Origin of the sequence: Paenibacillus sp. LBL (genome assembly GCF_029893715.1) — a bacterium.
Classification (GTDB): domain Bacteria; phylum Bacillota; class Bacilli; order Paenibacillales; family Paenibacillaceae; genus Paenibacillus_AQ; species Paenibacillus_AQ glucanolyticus.
The window spans coordinates 567,623-588,160 of sequence record NZ_JARXYU010000003.1; the positions used below are offsets into that span (position 1 = coordinate 567,623).

The 20,538-nt window shown below is 50.9% G+C and carries 21 protein-coding genes; 12 read left to right on the forward strand and 9 right to left on the reverse strand.

All coding sequences use genetic code 11. The features are described from left to right. The first annotated feature begins 138 nt into the window (after positions 1–138). Genes M2277_RS10835 through M2277_RS10845 form a run of 3 tightly spaced genes read left to right on the forward strand, consistent with a single transcriptional unit; the run spans position 139 to position 4,330 of the window. Positions 139–2,148 (forward strand): peptidase U32 family protein, encoded by a 2,010-nt coding sequence (locus M2277_RS10835; RefSeq protein WP_280754754.1) that lies wholly within the window; start codon positions 139–141, stop codon positions 2,146–2,148. After that, positions 2,138–3,436: an aspartate aminotransferase family protein gene (locus M2277_RS10840; protein WP_036643805.1), complete on the forward strand. Its 1,299-nt coding sequence runs from the start codon at positions 2,138–2,140 to the stop codon at positions 3,434–3,436. The genes M2277_RS10835 and M2277_RS10840 overlap by 11 nt, the downstream gene beginning before the upstream one ends. Before the next feature lie 21 nt (positions 3,437–3,457). Continuing rightward, a complete protein-coding gene (locus tag M2277_RS10845) occupies positions 3,458–4,330 on the forward strand; it encodes a UbiA-like polyprenyltransferase (protein WP_006207978.1) in 873 nt (290 codons plus the stop codon). A 67-nt stretch (positions 4,331–4,397) separates the two neighbouring features. Here M2277_RS10845 and M2277_RS10850 read toward each other — a convergent pair whose 3' ends face one another. Beyond that, positions 4,398–6,146, reverse strand: coding sequence for an alpha-glycosidase (locus tag M2277_RS10850; protein ID WP_280754755.1), 1,749 nt, complete (start codon positions 6,144–6,146; stop codon positions 4,398–4,400). 328 nt (positions 6,147–6,474) lie between these two features. Here M2277_RS10850 and M2277_RS10855 point away from each other — a divergent pair, with 328 nt between their 5' ends. After that, the gene (locus tag M2277_RS10855; protein ID WP_036643802.1) at positions 6,475–6,735 is read left to right on the forward strand and encodes a metal-sensitive transcriptional regulator; all 261 of its coding nucleotides are present in this window, start codon (positions 6,475–6,477) and stop codon (positions 6,733–6,735) included. Positions 6,736–6,795: 60 nt separating this feature from the next. After that, positions 6,796–7,809 carry an NADP-dependent oxidoreductase gene (locus tag M2277_RS10860; RefSeq protein WP_063478490.1) on the forward strand — a complete coding sequence of 338 codons (1,014 nt, stop codon included), beginning with the start codon at positions 6,796–6,798 and terminating at the stop codon, positions 7,807–7,809. Positions 7,810–7,959: 150 nt separating this feature from the next. Here the strand turns inward: M2277_RS10860 and M2277_RS10865 are convergent, their stop codons facing one another. The 3 genes from M2277_RS10865 to M2277_RS10875 all read right to left on the reverse strand — a co-directional run bounded on the left by M2277_RS10865 (position 7,960) and on the right by M2277_RS10875 (position 9,850). Then, entirely contained in the window at positions 7,960–8,451 is a 492-nt protein-coding gene (locus M2277_RS10865) for a cytochrome c biogenesis protein CcdC (RefSeq protein ID WP_006207982.1), read from the reverse strand. A 107-nt stretch (positions 8,452–8,558) separates the two neighbouring features. Next, positions 8,559–9,134 (reverse strand): TetR/AcrR family transcriptional regulator, encoded by a 576-nt coding sequence (locus M2277_RS10870; RefSeq protein WP_036643796.1) that lies wholly within the window; start codon positions 9,132–9,134, stop codon positions 8,559–8,561. After that, a complete protein-coding gene (locus tag M2277_RS10875; RefSeq protein ID WP_063478491.1) occupies positions 9,131–9,850 on the reverse strand; it encodes an MBL fold metallo-hydrolase in 720 nt (239 codons plus the stop codon). The genes M2277_RS10870 and M2277_RS10875 overlap by 4 nt, the downstream gene beginning before the upstream one ends. Before the next feature lie 244 nt (positions 9,851–10,094). On the opposite strand from M2277_RS10875, the gene M2277_RS10880 reads away from it, so the two are divergent. From M2277_RS10880 to M2277_RS10890, 3 genes are all read left to right on the forward strand, one after another. Then, on the forward strand, positions 10,095–10,286 hold the full coding sequence (locus tag M2277_RS10880) for a hypothetical protein (RefSeq protein ID WP_006207985.1): 192 nt from the start codon (positions 10,095–10,097) through the stop codon (positions 10,284–10,286). Between the two features lie 219 nt (positions 10,287–10,505). Next, complete coding sequence (locus M2277_RS10885) at positions 10,506–11,036, forward strand: sigma-70 family RNA polymerase sigma factor (RefSeq protein WP_076151160.1); 531 nt, start codon at positions 10,506–10,508, stop codon at positions 11,034–11,036. Then, positions 11,029–12,426 carry a DUF4179 domain-containing protein gene (locus M2277_RS10890; RefSeq protein ID WP_006207987.1) on the forward strand — a complete coding sequence of 466 codons (1,398 nt, stop codon included), beginning with the start codon at positions 11,029–11,031 and terminating at the stop codon, positions 12,424–12,426. The genes M2277_RS10885 and M2277_RS10890 overlap by 8 nt, the downstream gene beginning before the upstream one ends. Positions 12,427–12,428: 2 nt before the next feature. Here the strand turns inward: M2277_RS10890 and M2277_RS10895 are convergent, their stop codons facing one another. From M2277_RS10895 to M2277_RS10910, 4 genes are all read right to left on the reverse strand, one after another. Continuing rightward, on the reverse strand, positions 12,429–12,638 hold the full coding sequence (locus M2277_RS10895) for a DUF6199 family natural product biosynthesis protein (RefSeq protein ID WP_280754756.1): 210 nt from the start codon (positions 12,636–12,638) through the stop codon (positions 12,429–12,431). Between the two features lie 171 nt (positions 12,639–12,809). Continuing rightward, the gene (locus M2277_RS10900; RefSeq protein WP_006207989.1) at positions 12,810–13,226 is read right to left on the reverse strand and encodes a hypothetical protein; all 417 of its coding nucleotides are present in this window, start codon (positions 13,224–13,226) and stop codon (positions 12,810–12,812) included. Positions 13,227–13,384: 158 nt separating this feature from the next. Continuing rightward, positions 13,385–13,759, reverse strand: coding sequence for a hypothetical protein (locus M2277_RS10905; protein WP_006207990.1), 375 nt, complete (start codon positions 13,757–13,759; stop codon positions 13,385–13,387). Positions 13,760–13,903: 144 nt separating this feature from the next. Next, positions 13,904–15,064: a stalk domain-containing protein gene (locus M2277_RS10910; protein WP_280754757.1), complete on the reverse strand. Its 1,161-nt coding sequence runs from the start codon at positions 15,062–15,064 to the stop codon at positions 13,904–13,906. Positions 15,065–15,304: 240 nt separating this feature from the next. Here M2277_RS10910 and M2277_RS10915 point away from each other — a divergent pair, with 240 nt between their 5' ends. Continuing rightward, complete coding sequence (locus M2277_RS10915) at positions 15,305–16,369, forward strand: lactonase family protein (protein ID WP_006207992.1); 1,065 nt, start codon at positions 15,305–15,307, stop codon at positions 16,367–16,369. A gap of 170 nt (positions 16,370–16,539) precedes the next feature. On the opposite strand, the gene sleB is transcribed toward M2277_RS10915, so the two are convergent. Next, positions 16,540–17,199: a spore cortex-lytic enzyme gene (sleB, locus tag M2277_RS10920; RefSeq protein ID WP_280754758.1), complete on the reverse strand. Its 660-nt coding sequence runs from the start codon at positions 17,197–17,199 to the stop codon at positions 16,540–16,542. A 358-nt stretch (positions 17,200–17,557) separates the two neighbouring features. Between sleB and M2277_RS10925 the strand changes: the two genes are divergently transcribed. The 3 genes from M2277_RS10925 to cysW are packed head-to-tail and all read left to right on the forward strand — an operon-like array spanning position 17,558 to position 20,405. Next, complete coding sequence (locus M2277_RS10925; protein ID WP_006207994.1) at positions 17,558–18,637, forward strand: sulfate ABC transporter substrate-binding protein; 1,080 nt, start codon at positions 17,558–17,560, stop codon at positions 18,635–18,637. 37 nt (positions 18,638–18,674) lie between these two features. Further along, complete coding sequence (gene cysT, locus M2277_RS10930) at positions 18,675–19,523, forward strand: sulfate ABC transporter permease subunit CysT (protein WP_006207995.1); 849 nt, start codon at positions 18,675–18,677, stop codon at positions 19,521–19,523. Positions 19,524–19,538: 15 nt separating this feature from the next. Continuing rightward, positions 19,539–20,405, forward strand: a complete 867-nt coding sequence (cysW, locus tag M2277_RS10935) for a sulfate ABC transporter permease subunit CysW (RefSeq protein WP_280754759.1) — start codon at positions 19,539–19,541, stop codon at positions 20,403–20,405. Positions 20,406–20,538: the final 133 nt, after the last annotated feature.

Sequence of the window (20,538 nt, forward strand, 5' to 3'; positions counted from 1 at the left end):
AGGAGTTACGCACCCGATTCAGGTGCTGCTCAGGAAGCATTGAGTATGGAATATCGCTGTGAATTAATTCACTTATATGGAATGTGAATTATGTTACAATCGAGAAAATTAAATGTAAAGCCTAAGGGGGAACGGACTGTGGCTCGATATTTTAGCGGTAAAGAAGTGGAACTGTTGGCACCTGCCGGAACATTCGAGATATTCAAGACCGTCATTGACGCAAACTGTGACGCTGTTTATTTCGGGGGACCCTCCCTGAACATGCGCATGATGCGCAAGGGATATAACCTGAGTTACGAAGAGGTCAGAGAAGCTGTCCAAATGGCTCATGATCGCGGGAAGCGTGCCTATATCACCGTGAATAACCTGTTGGATGAAGAGGATTTGGAGGAAGCGAAGCGTTATTTTGCTTTCCTGAACGAGATCGGCCCCGATGCAATCATTGCACAGGACCTGGCCGTGTTTCCTCTGATTCAAGAGATGAACTATGCGAATATTCCGGTTCATTCTTCAGTGATGATGAACGTTCATAATCTGGACATGATCGAAGCCGTTAAAGCGTTGGGGGTTTCACGTATCGTTGCTTCCCGGGAGATGGATCTGAAGACAGCGGAAGTGCTGCATGCCAAGAGCGGGATGGAATTCGAATATTTTATTCACGGCGATATGTGCACGGTCCACGGTGCGAACTGCTTGTACAGCTCGATGCTGTTCGGCAACAGCTCCAGCCGCGGACGCTGCATGAAGCCATGCCGCTGGGATTACCGGGTGAAGAAGGATGGTTACGTCTATCCAACTGAATATCCGCTTGCAGCGAAGGATATGTACATGTACGAGCATATTCCGGAGCTGATCAAGTCCGGCATTACGTCCTTCAAGATTGAAGGTCGGATGAGAGATATTGATTTCTTGCTAATGGTCGTTAATTCCTACGGAGATGCAATCGATCGCTATATTGCGGATCCGCTGGGCTACAACCGCGAGGAGGGATCGGATACGCTGCATAAGAACCGAAAGCGCGATTTCACGACGGCATATGCCTTCGGCAAGCCGGGGCTCGATTTCATTAATCGCCGTTATGAGGGGACAGGCAAGTTCTACAGCACGGGGAAGGTTTTCAGTACGCCAACCGCCGAACGTGAGATGAAGGAGGAGCGGTTGATCCAAGTGAAGGAATCGCTTCGATATGCGAAGCGGGAACGGCAGAGCGCCGCGATTCCGGAAATTACAGTGCATGTGAACAATATGGAGCAGGCTCGCGCGGCATTGGAAGAAGGAGCAAGTTCCATTTACCTGGCAGGCGATGTGTTCCAGTCGGATATTCCATTTGGCCGTGAGGATATCGAAGCCTTAACGGCGGACAAAGGCAGCGCCAAGATTATCCTTGGCATGCCCCGTATGATGGATGAGCTGCATATGGAGCAGTATGCTCATTTTCTGAAGCAGGGCAAAGAGCACAATCATTATGGGCTGGATGGTTTGCTTGTCTCCAACATCGGTGCCATGCACAAGTTCCAATCCCTGGAGCTGCCGATGATGGCCGATTTCAGCTTGAACATTTACAACCATATGGCGGCTTCGTTCTATCAGAAGCATTTTGGCATCACCAGAATCCATCCGTCGCTGGAGCTTCAGCTTAACGATCTGACGAAACTGCTCCGGCATCCGGAATTTACAACCGAGATCATCGTTCACGGATCGCCCATCGTGATGTATCTTGAGCATGATCTATACGCTAATGCGGAAGAGATGGAGTATATTGCGGAAGAAGATAACAAGTATGTCGATAACAATCATCTCGTGCTGCTTACCGATAAAGGAGAGAATCCTGTATACCGCGATGCCGCTGGTCGGAACCACTTGGCTATGGCGAAGGAGCTGTGCTACATGCCATTCCTGCAGGAACTGCATGAAGCAGGTGTGAATCATTTCCGCATTGAAGGGAAGACGTATACGACAGAGCAGCTTCGCGGTCTGGTGCGGTTGTATTGCCAGGCTGCGCGGAATCTGAATTTATGCGGCAAGCTGTTCGAAGGCATGACGCCGATCTATGCCGGATATACCCTGGGTTCGCTGCAATTCGGCACGGTTATGCAGCGTGAGGGAGAACGGAAACCATCCGAAGAGGTGAGTTTCCATGGCGCATGAGGACCAAGCATATATCGGCCCGGAAGCTATCGTGGCGAAGCGTCGGCAGTACGGCTACCCGTGCACCGCTAATTTCTACAAGGAGCCGCCTCAGATTGTCGGTGGCAAAATGCATATGCTCTACGGTCATGATGGCAAATCGTATGTCGACTTCTTTACGGGGGTGTCGGTGGTTGCTTGCGGTCACTGCAATGAAGCCATTACCGCCCGTACGATCGAGCAGCTCCAGAAGCTGCAGCATACGTCAACCATCTACCTGACCCAGCCCATGGTGGAGCTGGCGGAGCGGTTGGCAGACGGCATTTTGCCTGGGAATCTGAAGCGAACGTTCTTCGTGAACAGCGGGTCCGAGGCGAATGAAGGCGCCCTGCTTGTCGCACGTTTGCATACGAAGCGTCGCCACTTCCTGGCACTGGAATACGGCCTTCATGGCCGCACCTTCCTGACCATGAATGTGACAGGTATCCCCATGTGGCGTACCGACGACTTCCTGGATGGAGATGTGACTACGTTTATTCCGCGTCCCTATGATCCTGACATGGATCAGGAAGCTGCCGCACGCCGTTCTCTGGATACATTAGCGAGTGTATTGGCGGAGAAGGGGGGCACGTTCGCGGCAATGATCGTGGAGCCGATCCAAGGCAACGGGGGAATGATCGTGCCGCCGGATTGGTATTTCCGCGAGTTGAAGGCGATGCTGGAGCAGCACGGCATTCTGCTGATTGCCGATGAGATTCAGACAGGCTGCGGTCGTACGGGACGGATGTTCGGGATCGAGCATTATGGCATTGTGCCTGACATTCTCACCATGGCGAAGGCATTGGGCAATGGCGTGCCTATCGGCGCCTTCTCCACAACGGATGAGATCGCCGCCAGTCTGAATCGGCCTTCTGCATCGACCTTCGGAGGCAATCCGGTGTCATCCGCAACAGCGCTTGCTGTCTTGGATTACATCGAGCAGGAGGGTTTGGTTGAACGGTCCGGCCGAGTCGGCAGCCGGCTCATCGAAGGTTTGAAGGACTTACAGAACAAATATGGCGTTATCGCCGATGTTCGAGGCAAGGGTCTTATGGCGGGAGCCGAAATCCACGGCGCGTCGGACCAGGAAAGTGCAGCATGGACGGATATGCTTCTGGAGCGTATGAAGGAGGAAGGATTTATCATCGGCAAAAATGGCGTGGGCCGAAACGTACTTGCTTTTCAGCCGGCGATGGTTACCCCGGAGAAGGAAATCGAAGCGATGCTGATCTCCTTGGATAGCGCGCTTGCAGGGTTATCCCAGAAGTGAACAGATGAGGGTGATATCCTAATGCAGATGATCAATAAGTTCGTTCATAAGACTAAAATGTTCGGAGAGCTGGTGATGTTCTCCCATACGCTGTTCTCGCTGCCTTTTGCGATCATTTCCATGATCTGGGCAGCGGGTGGCATCCCGTCTTGGCGCGTCATGCTGTGGTCACTCGTTGCACTCGTTGCTGCCCGTAATGGGGCCAATGCCTTCAACCGCATCGCCGACTTGAAGTTTGATGCTGCGAATCCGAGAACGGCTAACCGCCACATGCCAAGAAAACTCCTGTTGTCTCGTGAGGTTCATGTGTTTGTCATCGTTAACTTTGCAATCTTCATCCTTGCAGCAGGCATGCTGAATCTGCTGTGTCTGGTGCTGTCGCCGGTAGCGGTTGTACTGATCTGCTCGTATTCGTACACAAAACGCTTTACGTGGTTGTGCCATCTGTACCTGGGCTTTACGATTGCTTCGGCTCCGATCGGGGCATGGTTTGCCGTAACGGGGCAATTCGCCATAATCCCGTTCATCATCGGTACGGTTGTGATGCTGTGGATTGCAGGCTTTGACATTATTTACGCGACACAGGATATCGAGTTCGATCGTAATACAGGTTTGTTCAGTATCCCTGGCGTGTTTGGATTAAAAGGGGCTCTCCTCATTTCCAGGTCGCTGCATGGCATTATGGTTATGCTGCTGGTCTCTCTTTATGTTATCCAAGGCTTGGGCTGGCTCTATCTGACAGGAATTATCATCTCCATGCTGCTGCTTGCCACGGAGCATCGTATCATAAAGCCCTCCAGCCGCAAGGTGATGAATCTGGCCTCCTACAACCTGAATCAGGTGATCAGTATGACGATTCTGTTCTTTACATTGGCTGATCAGTTTCTGCTGTGATAGTAAAAAAACTCCCTTTGACTGCCAGCCCGTACATCGGGTTATGGCATCAAAGGGAGTTTTGTTATTACTTCCCGGCTTTCAGAATAGCGAAGCCGTAAGCTGGCAGCTTGACGGTCAGCTGGCCTTGCTTCGCATTAAGGCTCTCGCCGTTCCACAGGTTGGTCCAGGATGGATCCAGTACAGGGACGGTAATCGTGTTGCCGGCCTTATCGTTGTTGATGGCAATGAGGATCGTTTCGTTGTCGTCCTCACGCAGGTAAGCGATTTTGCCGCCGTTCTTCTCGGCATGCAAGAATTTAAAGCTGCCGGTCCGAAGGGCAGAATGCTCTTTGCGCAGCTTGATGAGCGTTTGGTAGAACGTAAACAGGTCCTTGTCGTGTTTCGTCTCATCCCATTCCATGCATTTGCGGCAGCCCGGGTCGTGCCCGCCGTCCATGCCGATTTCGTCGCCGTAATAGATGCATGGCGTGCCGAAATACGTGAACTGGAACATGGCGGCGAGTTTCATCAGACGTTTGTCGCCGCTGGCTTGCGTTAACAGTCTGGCGGTGTCATGACTGTCCAGCAGGTTGAACATCACTTCGCTGGCTTGTCTTGGATATCCCGCAAGCTGCTTGCCAAGCATGAAGGAGAACTTCTCCGCATCTGCGGTGCGGTTGATGAAGAAGTCCAGAACAGCGTTGGTGAACGGATAGTTCATGACAGCGTCAAACTGGTCGCCTTCGAGCCAGATCGAGGATTCATGCCATACCTCGCCTAGGATGTAAGCATCCGGGTTGGCCTTCTTGACAACCTGACGGAATTCGCGCCAGAAGCTGTGTCCCACCTCGTTGGCTACGTCCAGGCGCCAGCCGTCAATGCCGGTTTCCTTAATCCAGTACTCTGCCGCCTTCAGCAGATAAGCCCGGACTTCCGGATTCTCCGTATTCAGCTTCGGCATCAGCGGTTCGAATGCAAAGGTATCATAAGTCGGAATGCCGTCCACGACTTCCAGCGGCAAGGAACGAACGTAGAACCAATCTTTATATTTGGAGTTCATGCCGTTCTTCTGCACGTCAACGAATGGGGCAAACGTTTTGCCGGAATGATTGAATACCGCATCCAGCAGGACGCGGATTCCGCGCGCATGGCACAGGTCCACGAGTTTCTTCAGCGTGTCTTTGTCGCCGAACTGCGGATCGATTTCGAGATAATCCTCGGTATCGTATTTATGGTTTGTGGTTGCCGTGAACAGCGGCGTGAAGTAAATCGCGTTAACCCCAAGCTCACTAATATAATCCAGGTGGTCGATTACACCCTGAAGGTCACCGCCGAAGAAGTTCTTCGGTGTTGGCTCTGCGCTGCCCCAAGGCAAGGCGCCTTCCGGATCATTGCTCGTGTCGCCGTTTGCGAAGCGTTCCGGGAAAATCTGATAGAAAATGGCGTCCTTCACCCATGCCGGCGGCTGGAAAACGTCATCCGGATTGATGAACGGATACTCGAACAGGCGGTCCGGATTGGCCGGCGGCTCCGTCAGAAAATCATATTCGGTCATCCAGCGCTTTTCCTGGCCCTGCTGGAGCAGAAAGCCGTATTTCAGGCGGCGATAGGGAGGGGTTGCCTCGCACTCCCAATAATCGAACATCTCATCCGAGGACAGCTTGGTCATCGGAATGTATTCCATCGTCTGATCCCATAAATATTTGTCGCCAGCAAGCGCGTACACCTCGGTAATATCATCTTTTTTGGTGCGGATTCTGAGATGGATGGTCGTTCCGTCGTAAGCATAAGACCAGTTTTTGCGCGGACGGTGATAGATGGCTTCCAAGAACATCGATAATTCCTCCTTAGATTAAGTAAAATAAAAAAAGGCACAGCCAGGACTATGAATAGCCGAGGTTGTACCTTTGTAAGATAACATTGCCTTTAGATTATGAATTTGGAATCTCAGGTGTCGATGATTTCATTTGCTCTTTAAAAATATACCATGGGCTGTGAGCGTATACAAGCCCCTCGTAGGACATTCAAGAAGAATGACAACGAATGATACCGGAGGTCCGGCTGGAGCGATAGGCTTGTGAGGAAAGAGCGGAGGTTTGTTGTATAATGGAGAGACAAGGACAGGCCTGAACATGGAGACAGGTATTTTAGGAGGAAATTAAATGCAGTACGATGATCAGATGAAAAACCGGATCAAGCGGATTGAAGGACAGCTTCGCGGGATATTGAAGATGATGGAAGAGAACAAGGATTGCCGGGAAGTCATCACACAATTATCCGCTTCACGCACGGCGATTGACCGGACCATTGGCGTTGTTGTGAGCTCAAATCTGGTGGATTGTGTACGCAAGGCCGAGGAGAACGGTGAGGATACGGAGAAGCTTGTGCTGGAGGCCGTGAATTTGCTTGTAAAGAGCAGGTAATTTGTGAACGGGCAAAATGGGTAAAGGTATGATAACGGCTTTTTTAAGGAGGGTACTCAAATGTCGGTAAATGAACGAATTATTCTAGCCAAGCGGCCGCAAGGTATGCCGGATGAGTCTGATTTTGCGTTTGAGGAACAGCCTTTGCCTGTCCCGCAGGCGGGAGAAGTACTCGTACGGACCGTATACTTATCGGTTGATCCATATATGCGGGGCAGAATGAGTGATGCCAAAAGTTATGCCAAACCCTATGAGGTCGGACAGGTGATTGCAGGCGGCGCAGTAGGGCAGGTGATGGAATCGACGGATCCGACCTATCGGGAGGGCGATTTTGTCACAGGCAGCTGGGGATGGCAGCGCTTTGCCGCTGTGAGCACCGGGACGCTGCGTAAGGTCAACCCGGATCTCGCACCCGTATCGACAGCACTCGGTGTACTCGGGATGACGGGGCTGACAGCTTACTTTGGACTGCTCGATATCGGCCAGCCGCAGGCTGGTGAAACGGTGGTTGTATCTGGCGGTGCAGGTGCCGTTGGCATGATTGTGGGGCAGATTGCCAAGATCAAGGGAGCCCGGGTGGTCGGTATTGCCGGTTCGGATGAGAAGACAACGTATCTGACCGAGGAGCTTGGTTTCGACGCGGCGATCAATTATCGGACGGATGATCTGAAGGCAGCTCTAGTCGAGGCTTGTCCCGAAGGGGTTGACGTCTATTTTGACAATGTGGGTGGTGACGTTTCCGATCAGGTCCTGCGCTTGATTAACAAAAACGCGCGGATCCCGATCTGCGGGCAAATCGCACTTTATAATCTGGAGAAACCGGACACAGGTCCGAGAATTCAGAGCTTGCTGCTTACCAATACCGCGCTGATGAAAGGGTTCCTGGTTGGCGATTACGCCAGCCGGTACAATGAGGGACTGCATGAGCTGGCCGAATGGCTGAGAGACGGCAGAATCAAACACGCCGAAAATGTGGTCGATGGCTTTGATAAGACCCTGGAGGCGTTTCTGGGGCTATTCACAGGCGAGAACCTGGGAAAACAGCTGGTGAAAGTAAGCAAAGAACAGAAGTAGGAACCTCTGTTTTACAATATAAAAGAGTGCCAGATTCACATGGGGCCTGCAGGAAACTCCTCAAGACGGAGTTTGGGGCCAGAAGGCATTGGCCTTCCTTCAGTGTGATTCGGCACTCTTTTTTTGCTGTCATGGTGTTGGAAGAGCGTGTTACATCGCAGCCTCCGGGGTCGAGAATTGCTGATACTGGCGATACATGGAGATGCGCCAGTGGACAATCATCCCGTAAGCCAGCATGAAGAACAGCGCCGCTGTCTGCGGGATGGAAATATGCTGCTCAATATATCCATGCAGCAGGAGCCGGACAGCCAGCAGACCAAGCAGGATGTAGACGAAGCTTTTCGACTTCTGCATGAAGATCTGTCCCTCGACCTTCTCGAATTTCGTGCTTCGGATCAGGGGATAGGAGAAGATGAACCAGCCTACCAAAAAGGCTGCTCCTGCCCACCATAAGGGGATGCGGACCTGCTGCTCTACAAACATCAGAAATCCGGTGCTCATCGCAACCGGCGGAATGATAATCTTCTTAACGGTTACGGGACGATGACTCGCTTTCATCCGAATGAAAATCACGGTCACGGCCATAACCAGCATGGCGATCGTAGAGCCTATTTGAAGAATTGGGGAATCGAAGTCAACCACAATTCAGAACCTCTTTCCATAAATAAGATGACACGACAGTGTGCTTCTTCTGATTATAGCACATTCTTATGCCAGGCAAAATCAGGCAAATGCGGAGGTTCCGCGCTTCATCGCTGGCTGTTCTGTTGATGGAGCCCGTCAATGAATATCCGGATCATGAAATTCAGGCTGTCATCCAGATCCAGATCGAGTGCGAATTGACCGGAACGTTCCAGAGAGGAAAAGCCATGACAAAGGCTGCGAAGTGTTCGTACCGTATGCAGAGCCTCCGGCTCACTAAGCTGGTAAGGAGTCAATATCCGCAGCAGCAGCTCCACAATCTGATTCCCTACGCGCTGCGTCTCTTGCTGGTCCGGGCGTAGAGGCTGCAGCGCAGCTTCATACAATCCGGGGTGGGATCTTGCAAAGTCAACATAGGTAAGGCATACGAAACGCAGCGCGTCTTCACCTGAGCGGCCGGCGACAGCTTTCAGCATTTGTTCGTGGAGGGTCTGCAGTCCATGCAGCGTCAGAGCGGCATGCAGACCTGAAAGTCCGTCTACATGATTATACAGGGAAGGGGATCGAACCCCAAGCTTACCCGCAAGTGCAGCCAAGGTCACAGCGTGAAGCCCACCCTGATCCGCGAGCTCGGCCGCGGATTGAAGCAGCTGGAGTCGATCTATGCCGGGTCTCGGGCTCATTTCGTATTCCTCCTGAAAGCGGATTCCGCTTGCGTAACAGCCTGCTGCATGCTGGCGGTTGGGTTGGTTAGCATTTTTCCATGGCCGACAGCCAGAACGGCGGGCTTCAGGGCAGTCAATGATGTGGCGCTTTGCAGCGAATGCTCTTTGCTCCATGTAGCCAGGGCAGGGAAAGGAAACAAGGGATTAAGCATGCCGGATACAGCTAATCCGCCCCGGGTTAGCCAAGCATCGCCCGCAATCAGGATACCGCTGCGCTCATCGAGAAATGCCATATGTCCAGGTGTATGACCCGGGGATGCAATGGCTTTCAGTGAGCCTATGGAATCGCCCCCGCTCAGCAGCACATCGGGAACCGTGGTTATGTTCTTGGGGATCCCTCCGCGAATCGGAGTTTGCTGCTCTCCAGGCAGGAGCTCGGCGTTGCCTTTAAGGAGCAAGGCGTCACGCTGCGAGATGTAGACAGAGGCATCCGGAAGCTCCTTCTTTAACCCGTCGAGAGCTCCGACATGATCACCATGGGCATGGGTCAATACGATGCGGGTTATGGGTTTGCCTATAGCGGATGCAGCTTGAAGGATTCCTTTTTGGGAAAAAGACATCCCGGCATCAATAAGTGTCAGTCCGTCGTTTTCTTCAACAAGGTAGACATTAACCGGGAATAAACGAGGAAGAAAAGAAATTTGGGTCACGTGCTCTATCGTAGTTTTTAACATAAAAAGAGTTCCCCTTTCGTCGTAAACTAATTATATTAGTATTATAACTAATATGATTAGTTTTATCAAGCCTAAAATTAAGCCTGAATTGTAACATTTTCATGAATTTGTCAATTAAATCGCTAAAATTTTTATAAATTTACCAAATTTTGAGTGCAATATTCATCGTTTTGCGTTACCATAATGATAGATAATCGGAAAAAATTGTAGATTGTTTTACTATGAAGAATGAGGGGCGGACGACATGGATATTTTCAAACGCATCGTTATTTTGATGGTGATGTATGCCTTCTCCGCTGTACTGTTATATATAGCCAGCCAGCACACGCCATATTTGCTTCCTGTCATTTGGATTTCTGCGCTTATGCTGCTGTTATGCGGCATCGCCTATCTGGGATACCACTACTTTTTCAAGATACGCAGAAGACGAAGTTAAACGAAGAATGAAATACAGGTCTGCCCTATCCGGGTGGGCTTTTTTTGTGCCTGTTCGGGACAGCATGCGCTGGGGCTTGAAACTTGTCGTCAGACGATGCCTTTTGTTTGTTTGTCTAGTGAGGTTGGAGAAAAATAAAAAAACCGTTTGAAACACACCGCAGTCTTATATACAGTGATTGAATAACGAGGCAGGTCGGATGAGGGGAAGGTATATCGCATGATGGATCATAAAGAGCTTGCCGCTGCGGCATGCAGAGGGGATGAAGAAGCATTCTATTCACTCGTAACGGAGCACCGCAGGCGTTTATACGCAATCGCGTACAGTTATTTGCATAATGAGAGCGACGCACTGGAGGTATTGCAGGAGACGGTATACCGGGCGTGGATGAAGTGCGGGAAGCTGAAGCATCCGGAGGCGTTTGTTCCTTGGCTTATCCGGATATTGATTAACTGCTGTATTGATGAGCAGAAACGAAAAAAGCGCACGGTGCCGGTAGAGGAGGTACGCAGCCAGGAGATGGCTGCCGAGATGGTCAGTGACAGCAAGCTGGATCTGGAGCAGGCACTCAGCCGCATGAAACCCAAATACCGCCATGTGTTGATTCTGAAGTATTACCAGGACATGACGATCGCCGATATCGCGAAAATTCTGGATTGTCCTGAGGGGACCGTCAAAACCCGGCTTCATCAGGGATTAAAGCTGCTTCGGCAGAAAATCGAGCCAGGAGGTGCCATATTCCATGTTTGAGAAGGAAGAGCGCATGCTGAAAGAGATGAATAAATCCGCGGAGGTCAGCACAGAGGCTGTCACCGATGAAGCGCTGGACGCGGCGGTTCGAAGCGGGATGCGGAGAGGACGGCGCCACCGGCGGCTTCGTGCCCGTTTGGTTTCCTTCTCCGCGGTGATGGTAACCGTAGCGGCCGCGCTGCTGCTGGCAGTATGGGGCGGGGACGAGAGCGGATTGAAGCCGAAGGAGCAGATGGCGGCTCAAGGGCCGTATCCGCCGCTGACGGGGTTTGATTTTGGCGAAGATATTACGCTGAATACGGCGAATAAATATGGAATGATTCAGCCGGTTAATCAATCGGTAACAAAGGGAGACTACACCGTAACCGTGAACGGGGTGCTGGTGGGCTCCCAGCGGATGGACGTATTTTATACTGTCCAGAATATGGCGGAGGATCCGGCCGACTTGAAGAGGGTCGTACTGAAGCATCCGGGCTCAAGCGATCCGCTGCCCTACAGTGTGGGCTCTTCCGGAGGGAACAAGCTGGCACCCGGTGTGCTGCACCGATCCCAACTGGATGTTCAGACGAATGAGGACACCCCGCTGCCGCAGGAGCTGACCTTTTCTTTTATCCTGGCCCCGTATTCCACGAATACGGTCTATGAATCCTCGGCGGAAAACGAGCAGGTGATCGATATTAACGTTTCCATTGATGTACAGACTGCCCAGAAGTACCTCACCACGATTCCAATCAACAAAATGCTGCAGATTGAGAAGCAGAGGTTCTACTTGAAGGAAGCCGTTCTGTCACCGGCTGGAATTGTTGTGAAAGCCAACATTCCGTCAAGCAATACCATGAAGGTATCCGGTCTGTGGGGTGTTTATCTGGAGACTGTCGTTAACGGTGAGAAGATCAGATTGAACAGCGATTCCGCGTTCTTGCCGGGTGCCGGGGGAGGAGATATGACTTATTTCTTCGAAAGCAATATATTGGAGAAACCCGAATCAATCATGCTGAAGGCGGACGGATTCCAGGCAGTTGACCCTTCCACGATGCAGCTCGTTGTTGATACGGAGAAGGGGAAAGTAATCCGTTCGCCGGATGGAGACATTCAGTTCGGAGAGTATACGAAGCATATGCTGACACTGGAATATGAAGAGCGGGCCGACAGGCATATGGGCAGTGTATCGATTGAGCCCGAGTTCGTGGATGGTGAGGGGAACAAACATATGATTAATGAGGATGCAGGGGGAGTCAACTCATCATCCCATTCTTCTTCCGATACGGGAATAAGCAGGATTACTCAGTATATATACCTTAAACCGCAAGAATATCCTCAGCCGCTCACGTTCACACTAAGCAGCTACCCTGGCGTCATGGAGCAGGCCTTCGAGGTGCCGATTCAATGAAATTAGAGATGCTGAAAGCTCATCAGAATAACCAATGCACCGAATGCGATGATCATTTTGCCAGCAAATTTTAAGTACCATATTCTCAAATCGCTGAGCTCAATGTCATCTCTCGATCTTCTGAACCACCATGAATCCGGATGTCGGATGGAATATATGCCAATCGCGATGAGTGCAATGCCTATTAACGCAGTAAAAATGAAGTTGAACATGGATAATCAGCTCCTTTAACCATAATTACGTATGATGATCTGGAATGGTCCCACATTTGCAAGCATGCTATAAGGACGACTCTTGGACACAAAAGGAACTGCCGCCCGACCTGATGACGGGGGCAGTTCCTTTTCTTGTTTCTCTATATCCTAAATCGTAGATTGATTGCACTATTCCCTATGCTTGTTAGGCGAGCTTCCTTCGGTTCCCTTTGCATCGAGCAGCTCGATCAGAGCTTTGGGTACTCCGTTAAGGAGCAGCCATTGACGCAGCGTCTCGATGGCCCGAATGTGGCCATTCCCTTCATCCCGCCAGGTCAGCAGCTCAACTACCTTAATGACCAGGAGCATCAGCTCCATTTTGTCATGTTCGGTTTGGTCTGCCCGAATTTTTTGAAATACGGCTTCTTTCTCCCAATCAAGCAATATTTCTTCACCTATCGTAGGTTTCATGAGTGAATAGCTGAAATCGCACTGCGGGCAGTGGACCGTGTTAAACTGTTCTGATTCGAACGCAACCCGGATATCAGTTTGACACTGACGGCAGTGGAACTGGACTTGAATTGCTGTGTTTGTGTTTGTCTCCATGTGTGTTGCCTCCTTCTAAGAGAAAGGTATTCTCTTTTTACCCAATACTCGGTAACTATGACCCATCTCCCGCCGGGGAAGCACCAGAAAACATGAAAAAGGACCACCCTTATTCGGGTGATCCTTCCAAATACATCGTCCAATACCTAACCTTCATCCTACTTCGTGCTGCTCTTGACGTGGATCAGCACATTATAGAGGAAAGCCAGAATGCCCAGCGTTACCAGAACGCCACCTACCGCAATTACCGGTTCAACGGATTCAACACCGCTCATCAGTAGTGCGAGACCAATCATCATGACAGGCAGACCGATATTGTGCAGCCAGAAATGCACTTTGCCAACGGTCGATTCCCCGGCTGCAGGGAACAGATGATAGATAACGCCTGCAAGAGCCAGAGACGCCCAGCCCAGCAGGTTGACGTGTGCGTGAACAGAGGCGTAATCATAGCTGTGGGATATCGACATGTACATTCCAAGCAGCACCCCGAGCACAAAGTAAACCGCAGCAATCCTGATTAATTTGACACCCATACAATCCCTCCTAAATGCATGACTACTATGATATATGTCACCTGTGGTGAAGTAGACCTGGATGGAGGAAGATTTAACAAAAAAAAGAAACCGACGACCCTTGCGAGGATCATCGGTTATTGTGAGTGTTTGGTTCATTCAGATCTATTCAAGCTCCAGCACATCATAGATTAGCCATTGGCCGTTTGCTTTTTTAAGCCAGTAGAGTGAAGTTGTGTTGATGATATCCCCGTCCGCATCGTCGGTTTCCTCGATGTAGACTACGGTTTCCTCTCCCTGGAAGAAGACCGGACGGACAACTTCAGCTGTGAGGTTGAAATTCACTTCATCGAAGATGCCTTCAGCAATGCTGTTCTGGAACATCTCATAGAATGCCGAGTCCGGATGAATAACGGACATGAGCAGGGGACCATTCTCTTCATTGAAGCCCTTGTACTGCGTGTCAATGGATTCGCGGATGGCTTTCAGTTCTGCTTCCGGCACCTTCGGATTCGCATCGAGCAGATTATCCCCTGCCAGATATTCCGTATCATATTGATTCAGATCATAGATTTTCCAGGCACCCGACGCATCCTTTTTCAGGAGATTCTCGTAATGGAGTGTAACATCCCATGTAAAAGGGCCGCTGCTGCGCTCAAGGGTAACGCTGGTGAATGCGTGGATTGATGTTCCCGCTACCGTTACTTCCCATACATCACTCGATACATGAAGGTCGTATTTGAATTGGTTCTGATAGCCTTCTTTGGTCTTCGCAAGAACAGGAGACTTCGAATGGAATAAGGCCATTGCGGCATCCAATTTCTTGGCATTTCCTGCTTCTTCAAGTGCGTGGTAAAGCTTCTTCACCTCATCGGTGGCTTTGTCGATTGCGCCTTCGCGGTCAATCTTGATGGTGCGCGCCTTGGGGTCCCACTTCACTGGCAGCCCTGTAGCTTCAGCTACAAAACGAAGGGGCACCAGCGTGTTGCCGGCATCGGTAAAGGGTGCGATCTGGAGCGAGGTTTTGACTCCATTGACATACGCGGTCTTCTGGCCGATGGTCATTTGAAGCTTCTGATCGAGGTATGTACCTGTCACCTGCTTGTTGGCGCTGTTCCAATTGACCTTATAATCCAATGCCTGGAACAAAGGACGGAATTGAACGAAGGTTACCCCGTTCTTCATAATAGGCGCTGCCTGAAACTTGATTTCCTGGTTATCGAGGTAGACCCGGATTTTCCCCTGATTCTTCGCCGGAGCAGCTTGTGCCGCACTTGCGAACAGGAACAGGAATGCGATAGCCAGCAGGCTGATTTTTTTCTTCAATTTGCTGTCATCTCCTTCAACGAATGATAGAATAGAGAGGTAATTGTGGTAATCGTACATGATAAAACCAACGGTAGCAATACATTTCTTTACAAGTAATTATTGGTAGTAACCAGGAGACGGTTGCCTGCCGGAACCACTTGTAAAAAGTCGGGTAAGCATGAGGCTCCGCTGGGTAATACATAGTAAGAGTCAGGCCGGGTCAACCGGCCCAATTCATTAAACAAAGGAGTGGAGCACATGACAGCAGGACAGGAACTGATATTTTACATAGGAACCTATGGTTCAGAGGAAGAGAATCGAATTCATTGGGGGGCGATGGATCGGGGAACGGGCGAGCTGCGTCTATTGGGCGGTACGGCTGGCATAGAGAACCCGACGTATCTTGATTTTGACGACTCCATCTCCGTGCTGTATGCGGCCAGCGAGAAGGGTGAAAGCGATGTGTCTGCTTATTCGGCCAATCTGGTGAACGGTGAATTGACCCTGCTGAATGTTCAGTCCACCGGTTCATCCGGGGCATGCCATGTCTCTCGTACGTCCAGCGGGAAGTATCTGCTCACGACAGGGTACAGCGATGGACATATTTCGGTGCTTGCTTTGGAGAAAGACGGCAGGGTAGGGGAGATTACTTCCAAAATCAAGCACAGCGGACGCGGGCTCCGGGATGACCGTCAATCGGAGGCGCATCCGCATTCGATATTTGAAGACCCGCTGAACCAATATATCGTAGTCAGTGATCTGGGCATGGATGATGTGAATCTGTACCGTCTGGAGGACGGCAAACTCGTGACCCACCGCGAGATCAGTCTGCCGCCGGGCTCGGGGCCGCGGCATGTTGCCTTTCATCCGTCAGGCAAGTGGGTATACGGCACGAATGAGCTCAACAGTACGGTAACGGCTTATGCCAACGATGCAACGTTCGGGGATTTGAAAATATTGCAGCATATTTCCACCCTACCGGAGGACGTTGTGATGGACAGCAACACCTCCTCGCATCTGCTGGTGTCTCCTTGCGGTCGTTATCTGTACGCTTCCAATCGGGGGCATGACAGCATCGTGCAGTATGTAATCGATCAGGAAGCCGGTACGCTTCGTGCAGTCAATTGGGTGTCTTCCGGCGGTAAAACGCCGCGCCATTTTAATATTCTGCCGGATGGCTTCCTGCTTGCGGCGAATCAGGACAATGGCCTGATCGCAAGTTACCGGATCGATCCGGATACTGGCAATCTGGTCTCTACAGGCTATACATTAGAAGTGACACGTCCGGTGTGCATCTGTCCCGTTGAGAAAGCGAAGGCATAAGAGCTGCTAAGCTAGCATGAATTGTGCACCAGACAAACAATAGAACAAGACGAAAAGGGCTGCCGAGTGGCAGCCCTTGTTGTATACCTGATAACCTGATTACAAATCGCAGCGTTCACATTCGCCAGAGCGATGCTTGCAGCAATTCAGGTGTTTAATCATTCAGTGGATTAATGAGCAAAGATGTGATTGCCGATCTGCACCACTTGCGGTCTGGACCAGATCCATTGGCTGGTCGCTGTTTTTGGATTGAAGTAATAAAGGGATTCGTACGTCGGATCCCATCCGCGGACGGCATCCATTGCAGCGAGATAAGCGGTTCGGTCCGGCGTTAGCCAGTATTGGCCGTCATCGACGGCTGTAAAAGCGCCCTTTTGAAAAACAACGCCCCGAATATCATTCGGAAACTCGCCGGATTGAATGCGGTTCATAACAACGGCTCCCACCGCAACTTGTCCTTTGTAGGGCTCACCGCGGGCTTCACTGTATATGACTTTTGCCATGATATCCATCTCGGATTGATTTAACGTATATTTTTTCAGCTGTCTCCAGGTTTGTGCACCGGTAATTCCATCAGCGGGCACCCCGTATTCCTTCTGGAAACGCGTAACGGCTGCTTTTGTGTTAGCTCCATATATGCCATCCAGCGGTTGCGTGTAGAAGTCCAGTGTTTTCAGACGATATTGAAGGTCCCAGACATCCCCGTTCTCGCTGCCCGGCTTTAACAGCGGAGCTGCCTCTGTTGTTTGGGCAAATGCGGGCATGAACAGAAGGATACTCAGGAAAAGAGCAGAAATTATTTTCCATGATTGCTTTCGTATGGTGATCATCTCCTTTGGGGTTGAATTATAAGGATGGAAACAGCTTCATACAACCATCAGTAAATGGAAAATCGCGCAGTGACTGCGTTAGTGGCACCAAAAATGGTTCTGTGGACCGAGTTGTGACGAACTTGAAATTTTTTGAAAAAAAGGTTTGACAGCTGGGGGAGTACTTATTACAATAGCTACATAACACACTAAACAGGTAGGAATTATATTATATTGTTCTCACCGTATCGACGGAGGAACGCTCGAAGACAATGCAGGCACGGCATGAAGCCGGTTTGACTCTGTTCTGTCGAGCTTTCCTCCGTCTTTTTTTGCCATAAGGCCTGTTTAGTAGAGATTAGTAGGGGGAGTGATCCATATGAAAAAGGTGTTGAAGCAAGGGATACTCGTAGGTTTGACAGTGCTGTTGACGGCGGCGCTTACGGCTTGCGGTGCACAGAAAACAGAGACAGTTGCAACCGCCGATGGAGAAGCGCCGGCTTCGGGTTCAAGCAGCAAGCCAAGTGTGGAACTGCTCAATGTTTCTTACGATCCAACTCGGGAGTTATATGACCAGTACAACAAAGCCTTCGCAGCCCATTGGGAGAAGGAGCAGGGACAGAAGGTCACGTTCAAGCAATCGCACGGGGGTTCAGGGAAGCAAAGCCGCTCGGTCATCGACGGTTTGGAGGCGGATGTGGTCACGCTGGCCCTCGGTTATGATATCGATGCGATCCGTCAGGCAGGCTTGATCAATGAAGGCTGGGAGAGCAAGTTTGAGCATAACAGCGCTCCCTACACCTCGACCATCGTATTCCTCGTTCGCAAGGGCAACCCGAAAGGCATCAAGGATTGGCCGGATCTGATCAAGGACGGCGTGGAAGTCATTACGCCGAATCCGCAGACCTCCGGCGGTGCACGCTGGAACTATCTCGCGGCGTGGGGATATGCCTTGAAAGTGAACAATAACGATGAAGCGAAAGCGCAGGCATTCGTTAAAGAGCTGTTTACCCATGTGCCCGTGCTCGACAGTGGTGCCCGTGGTGCGACAACGACGTTTGTTGAGCGTGGGATTGGGGATGTGCTGCTGGCTTGGGAGAATGAAGCCTACCTCTCCATCAACGAGCTCGGGCCGGATAAATTTGAAATCGTGAATCCATCGGTCAGTATTTTGGCAGAACCGCCGGTCGCCGTAGTGGATAAGAACGTTGACAAGCGGGGAACCCGTGAAGTTGCGGAAGCTTACTTGAATTATTTGTACAGTGAAGAAGGGCAGACGATTGCGGCTGAGAACTATTACCGTCCGACGCTTGCAAGCGTAGCCGACAAGTACAAAGAGAAATTCCCGACTATCGAATTGTTTACGCTTAAGGACGTATTTGGAACATGGGAAGAAACACAGACCAAGCATTTCAATGACGGCGGCATCTTTAATCAGATTTACGTGCCAGGCAGCTGATCGGCATCAAGCCGAAGGCAGAAGGGGATGAGAGGATATGGCTTTGATCCAAGTACAGAGACAAGGTAGAGGTAATCGCAGAGTGCTCCCCGGTTTTGGAATCGGAATGGGACTCACCGTGTTATATATGAGTTTGGTAGTGCTGGTGCCCTTGTCTGCATTACTTCTCAACCAGACCGGACTTACATGGGAGAAGTTCTGGTCTGTTGCGAGTGATCCGAGGGTACTTGCTTCTTACCGAGTGAGTCTCGGGACGGCGGCGATGGCGGCACTGATCGATACGTTACTGGGTTTGCTGCTGGCATGGGTGCTGGTGCGGTATGACTTTCCTGGTAAAAAACTGTGGGATGCCTTGATCGATTTACCCTTCGCGCTGCCAACCGCAGTGGCGGGGGTTGCCTTGACTGCGATCTATTCCTCTAACGGATGGATTGGATCTTTGCTTGAGCCTCTTGGCATCAAGGCGGCTTTCTCGCCCATGGGCATAACGCTTGCCTTGATGTTTATTGGCATACCGTTCGTTGTACGGACGGTACAGCCGGTGCTGGAGGATGCGGAGCGGGATACGGAAGAAGCGGCAGCGACACTCGGAGCAGGTCGATGGCGTACTTTTCGTACCATAATCCTGCCTACCCTGATCCCGCCGCTGCTCACTGGTTTTGCATTAGCTTTCGCCCGCGGAATTGGGGAATATGGATCCGTGGTGTTCATATCGGGGAATATGCCTATGAAGACGGAGATTGCACCGCTCTTGATCATGACCAAGCTGGAGCAGTTTGATTACGCCGGTGCAACGGCAGTTGCCTTGATTCTGCTGCTCATCTCGTTTGTACTGCTCTTGGGCATTAACATTCTACAGCATTGGTCGCGGAAAACCGCGCGCTAAGGGGAGGGTTACATAATGGCTGGAACTGTGCCTTCTGCTATTTCTGCAGCGAAACGCAGCGCTCCCTCCTCTCCGGCAGCAGCGGAGAGACCGTGGGTAAAATGGACATTAATCAGCTTGGCTGGATTTGTGCTTCTGTGGCTAATCGTATTGCCGCTTGTTACCGTGATGTCTGAGGCGTTTAAGAAGGGATGGGAGGTATACATCGCTGCCTTATCCGATCCCGATGCTTTATCCGCACTTCGGCTGACATTGTTGGTAGCGGCAATTGCGGTACCGCTCAACTCGATTTTTGGCGTTATCGCAGCCTGGACCATAACGAAGTTTCATTTTAAAGGAAAGAATCTGCTTGTCACGCTGCTGGATTTGCCGTTCGCGGTATCGCCCGTCATCGGGGGGCTGATCTTCGTGCTCATATTCGGCCGGCAGGGGTGGTTCGGCCCATGGCTGGGCGCCCATGATATCAAGATTATATTCGCTGTACCCGGCATTGTGCTTGCTACGTTATTCGTTACGTTTCCGTTTGTGGCAAAGGAACTGATTCCGCTCATGGAAGAGCAGGGGACGAAGGAGGAGGAGGCAGCCGTAACGCTTGGCGCCAAGGGCTGGCAGATATTCTGGCGGGTTACCCTTCCCAACATTAAGTGGGGGCTGCTGTATGGCATTATTCTGTGCAACGCCAGGGCGATGGGCGAGTTTGGGGCGGTCTCCGTTGTATCCGGCCATATCCGCGGCGAGACCAACACCTTACCGCTGCATGTCGAAATTTTGTATAACGAGTATCAATTTTCGGCATCGTTCGCCGTCGCCTCATTATTGCTGTTATTAGCGCTGGTTACACTGCTGCTTAAAAATTGGTTTACACGAAAAAATGCTCATTGACAGTCCTTTCCAACCCATGCTAATGTAAATTCATACTATGTTGGTTGGAAAAGAATGATTAACGAGTGTAAGCAAGTGTAACCCATCATTTCAGGTCGTGTCGATGAGTATATATTTTGGGGCTTTGCCCGGT

Excerpts from the sequence above, each read along its gene's own strand:
- cysW (WP_280754759.1), top strand. The coding sequence starts at position 19,539 with ATGGCTGGAACTGTGCCTTCTGCTATTTCTGCAGCGAAACGCAGCGCT.
- M2277_RS10925 (WP_006207994.1), top strand. The coding sequence starts at position 17,558 with ATGAAAAAGGTGTTGAAGCAAGGGATACTCGTAGGTTTGACAGTGCTG.
- M2277_RS10875 (WP_063478491.1), bottom strand. The coding sequence starts at position 9,850 with ATGTTAAAAACTACGATAGAGCACGTGACCCAAATTTCTTTTCTTCCT.
- M2277_RS10870 (WP_036643796.1), bottom strand. The coding sequence starts at position 9,134 with ATGAGCCCGAGACCCGGCATAGATCGACTCCAGCTGCTTCAATCCGCG.
- M2277_RS10900 (WP_006207989.1), bottom strand. The coding sequence starts at position 13,226 with ATGGAGACAAACACAAACACAGCAATTCAAGTCCAGTTCCACTGCCGT.
- M2277_RS10885 (WP_076151160.1), top strand. The coding sequence starts at position 10,506 with ATGATGGATCATAAAGAGCTTGCCGCTGCGGCATGCAGAGGGGATGAA.
- M2277_RS10915 (WP_006207992.1), top strand. The coding sequence starts at position 15,305 with ATGACAGCAGGACAGGAACTGATATTTTACATAGGAACCTATGGTTCA.
- M2277_RS10880 (WP_006207985.1), top strand. The coding sequence starts at position 10,095 with ATGGATATTTTCAAACGCATCGTTATTTTGATGGTGATGTATGCCTTC.
- sleB (WP_280754758.1), bottom strand. The coding sequence starts at position 17,199 with ATGATCACCATACGAAAGCAATCATGGAAAATAATTTCTGCTCTTTTC.
- M2277_RS10850 (WP_280754755.1), bottom strand. The coding sequence starts at position 6,146 with ATGTTCTTGGAAGCCATCTATCACCGTCCGCGCAAAAACTGGTCTTAT.
- M2277_RS10840 (WP_036643805.1), top strand. The coding sequence starts at position 2,138 with ATGGCGCATGAGGACCAAGCATATATCGGCCCGGAAGCTATCGTGGCG.
- M2277_RS10890 (WP_006207987.1), top strand. The coding sequence starts at position 11,029 with ATGTTTGAGAAGGAAGAGCGCATGCTGAAAGAGATGAATAAATCCGCG.
- M2277_RS10855 (WP_036643802.1), top strand. The coding sequence starts at position 6,475 with ATGCAGTACGATGATCAGATGAAAAACCGGATCAAGCGGATTGAAGGA.
- M2277_RS10860 (WP_063478490.1), top strand. The coding sequence starts at position 6,796 with ATGTCGGTAAATGAACGAATTATTCTAGCCAAGCGGCCGCAAGGTATG.
- M2277_RS10895 (WP_280754756.1), bottom strand. The coding sequence starts at position 12,638 with ATGTTCAACTTCATTTTTACTGCGTTAATAGGCATTGCACTCATCGCG.
- cysT (WP_006207995.1), top strand. The coding sequence starts at position 18,675 with ATGGCTTTGATCCAAGTACAGAGACAAGGTAGAGGTAATCGCAGAGTG.
- M2277_RS10905 (WP_006207990.1), bottom strand. The coding sequence starts at position 13,759 with ATGGGTGTCAAATTAATCAGGATTGCTGCGGTTTACTTTGTGCTCGGG.
- M2277_RS10845 (WP_006207978.1), top strand. The coding sequence starts at position 3,458 with ATGCAGATGATCAATAAGTTCGTTCATAAGACTAAAATGTTCGGAGAG.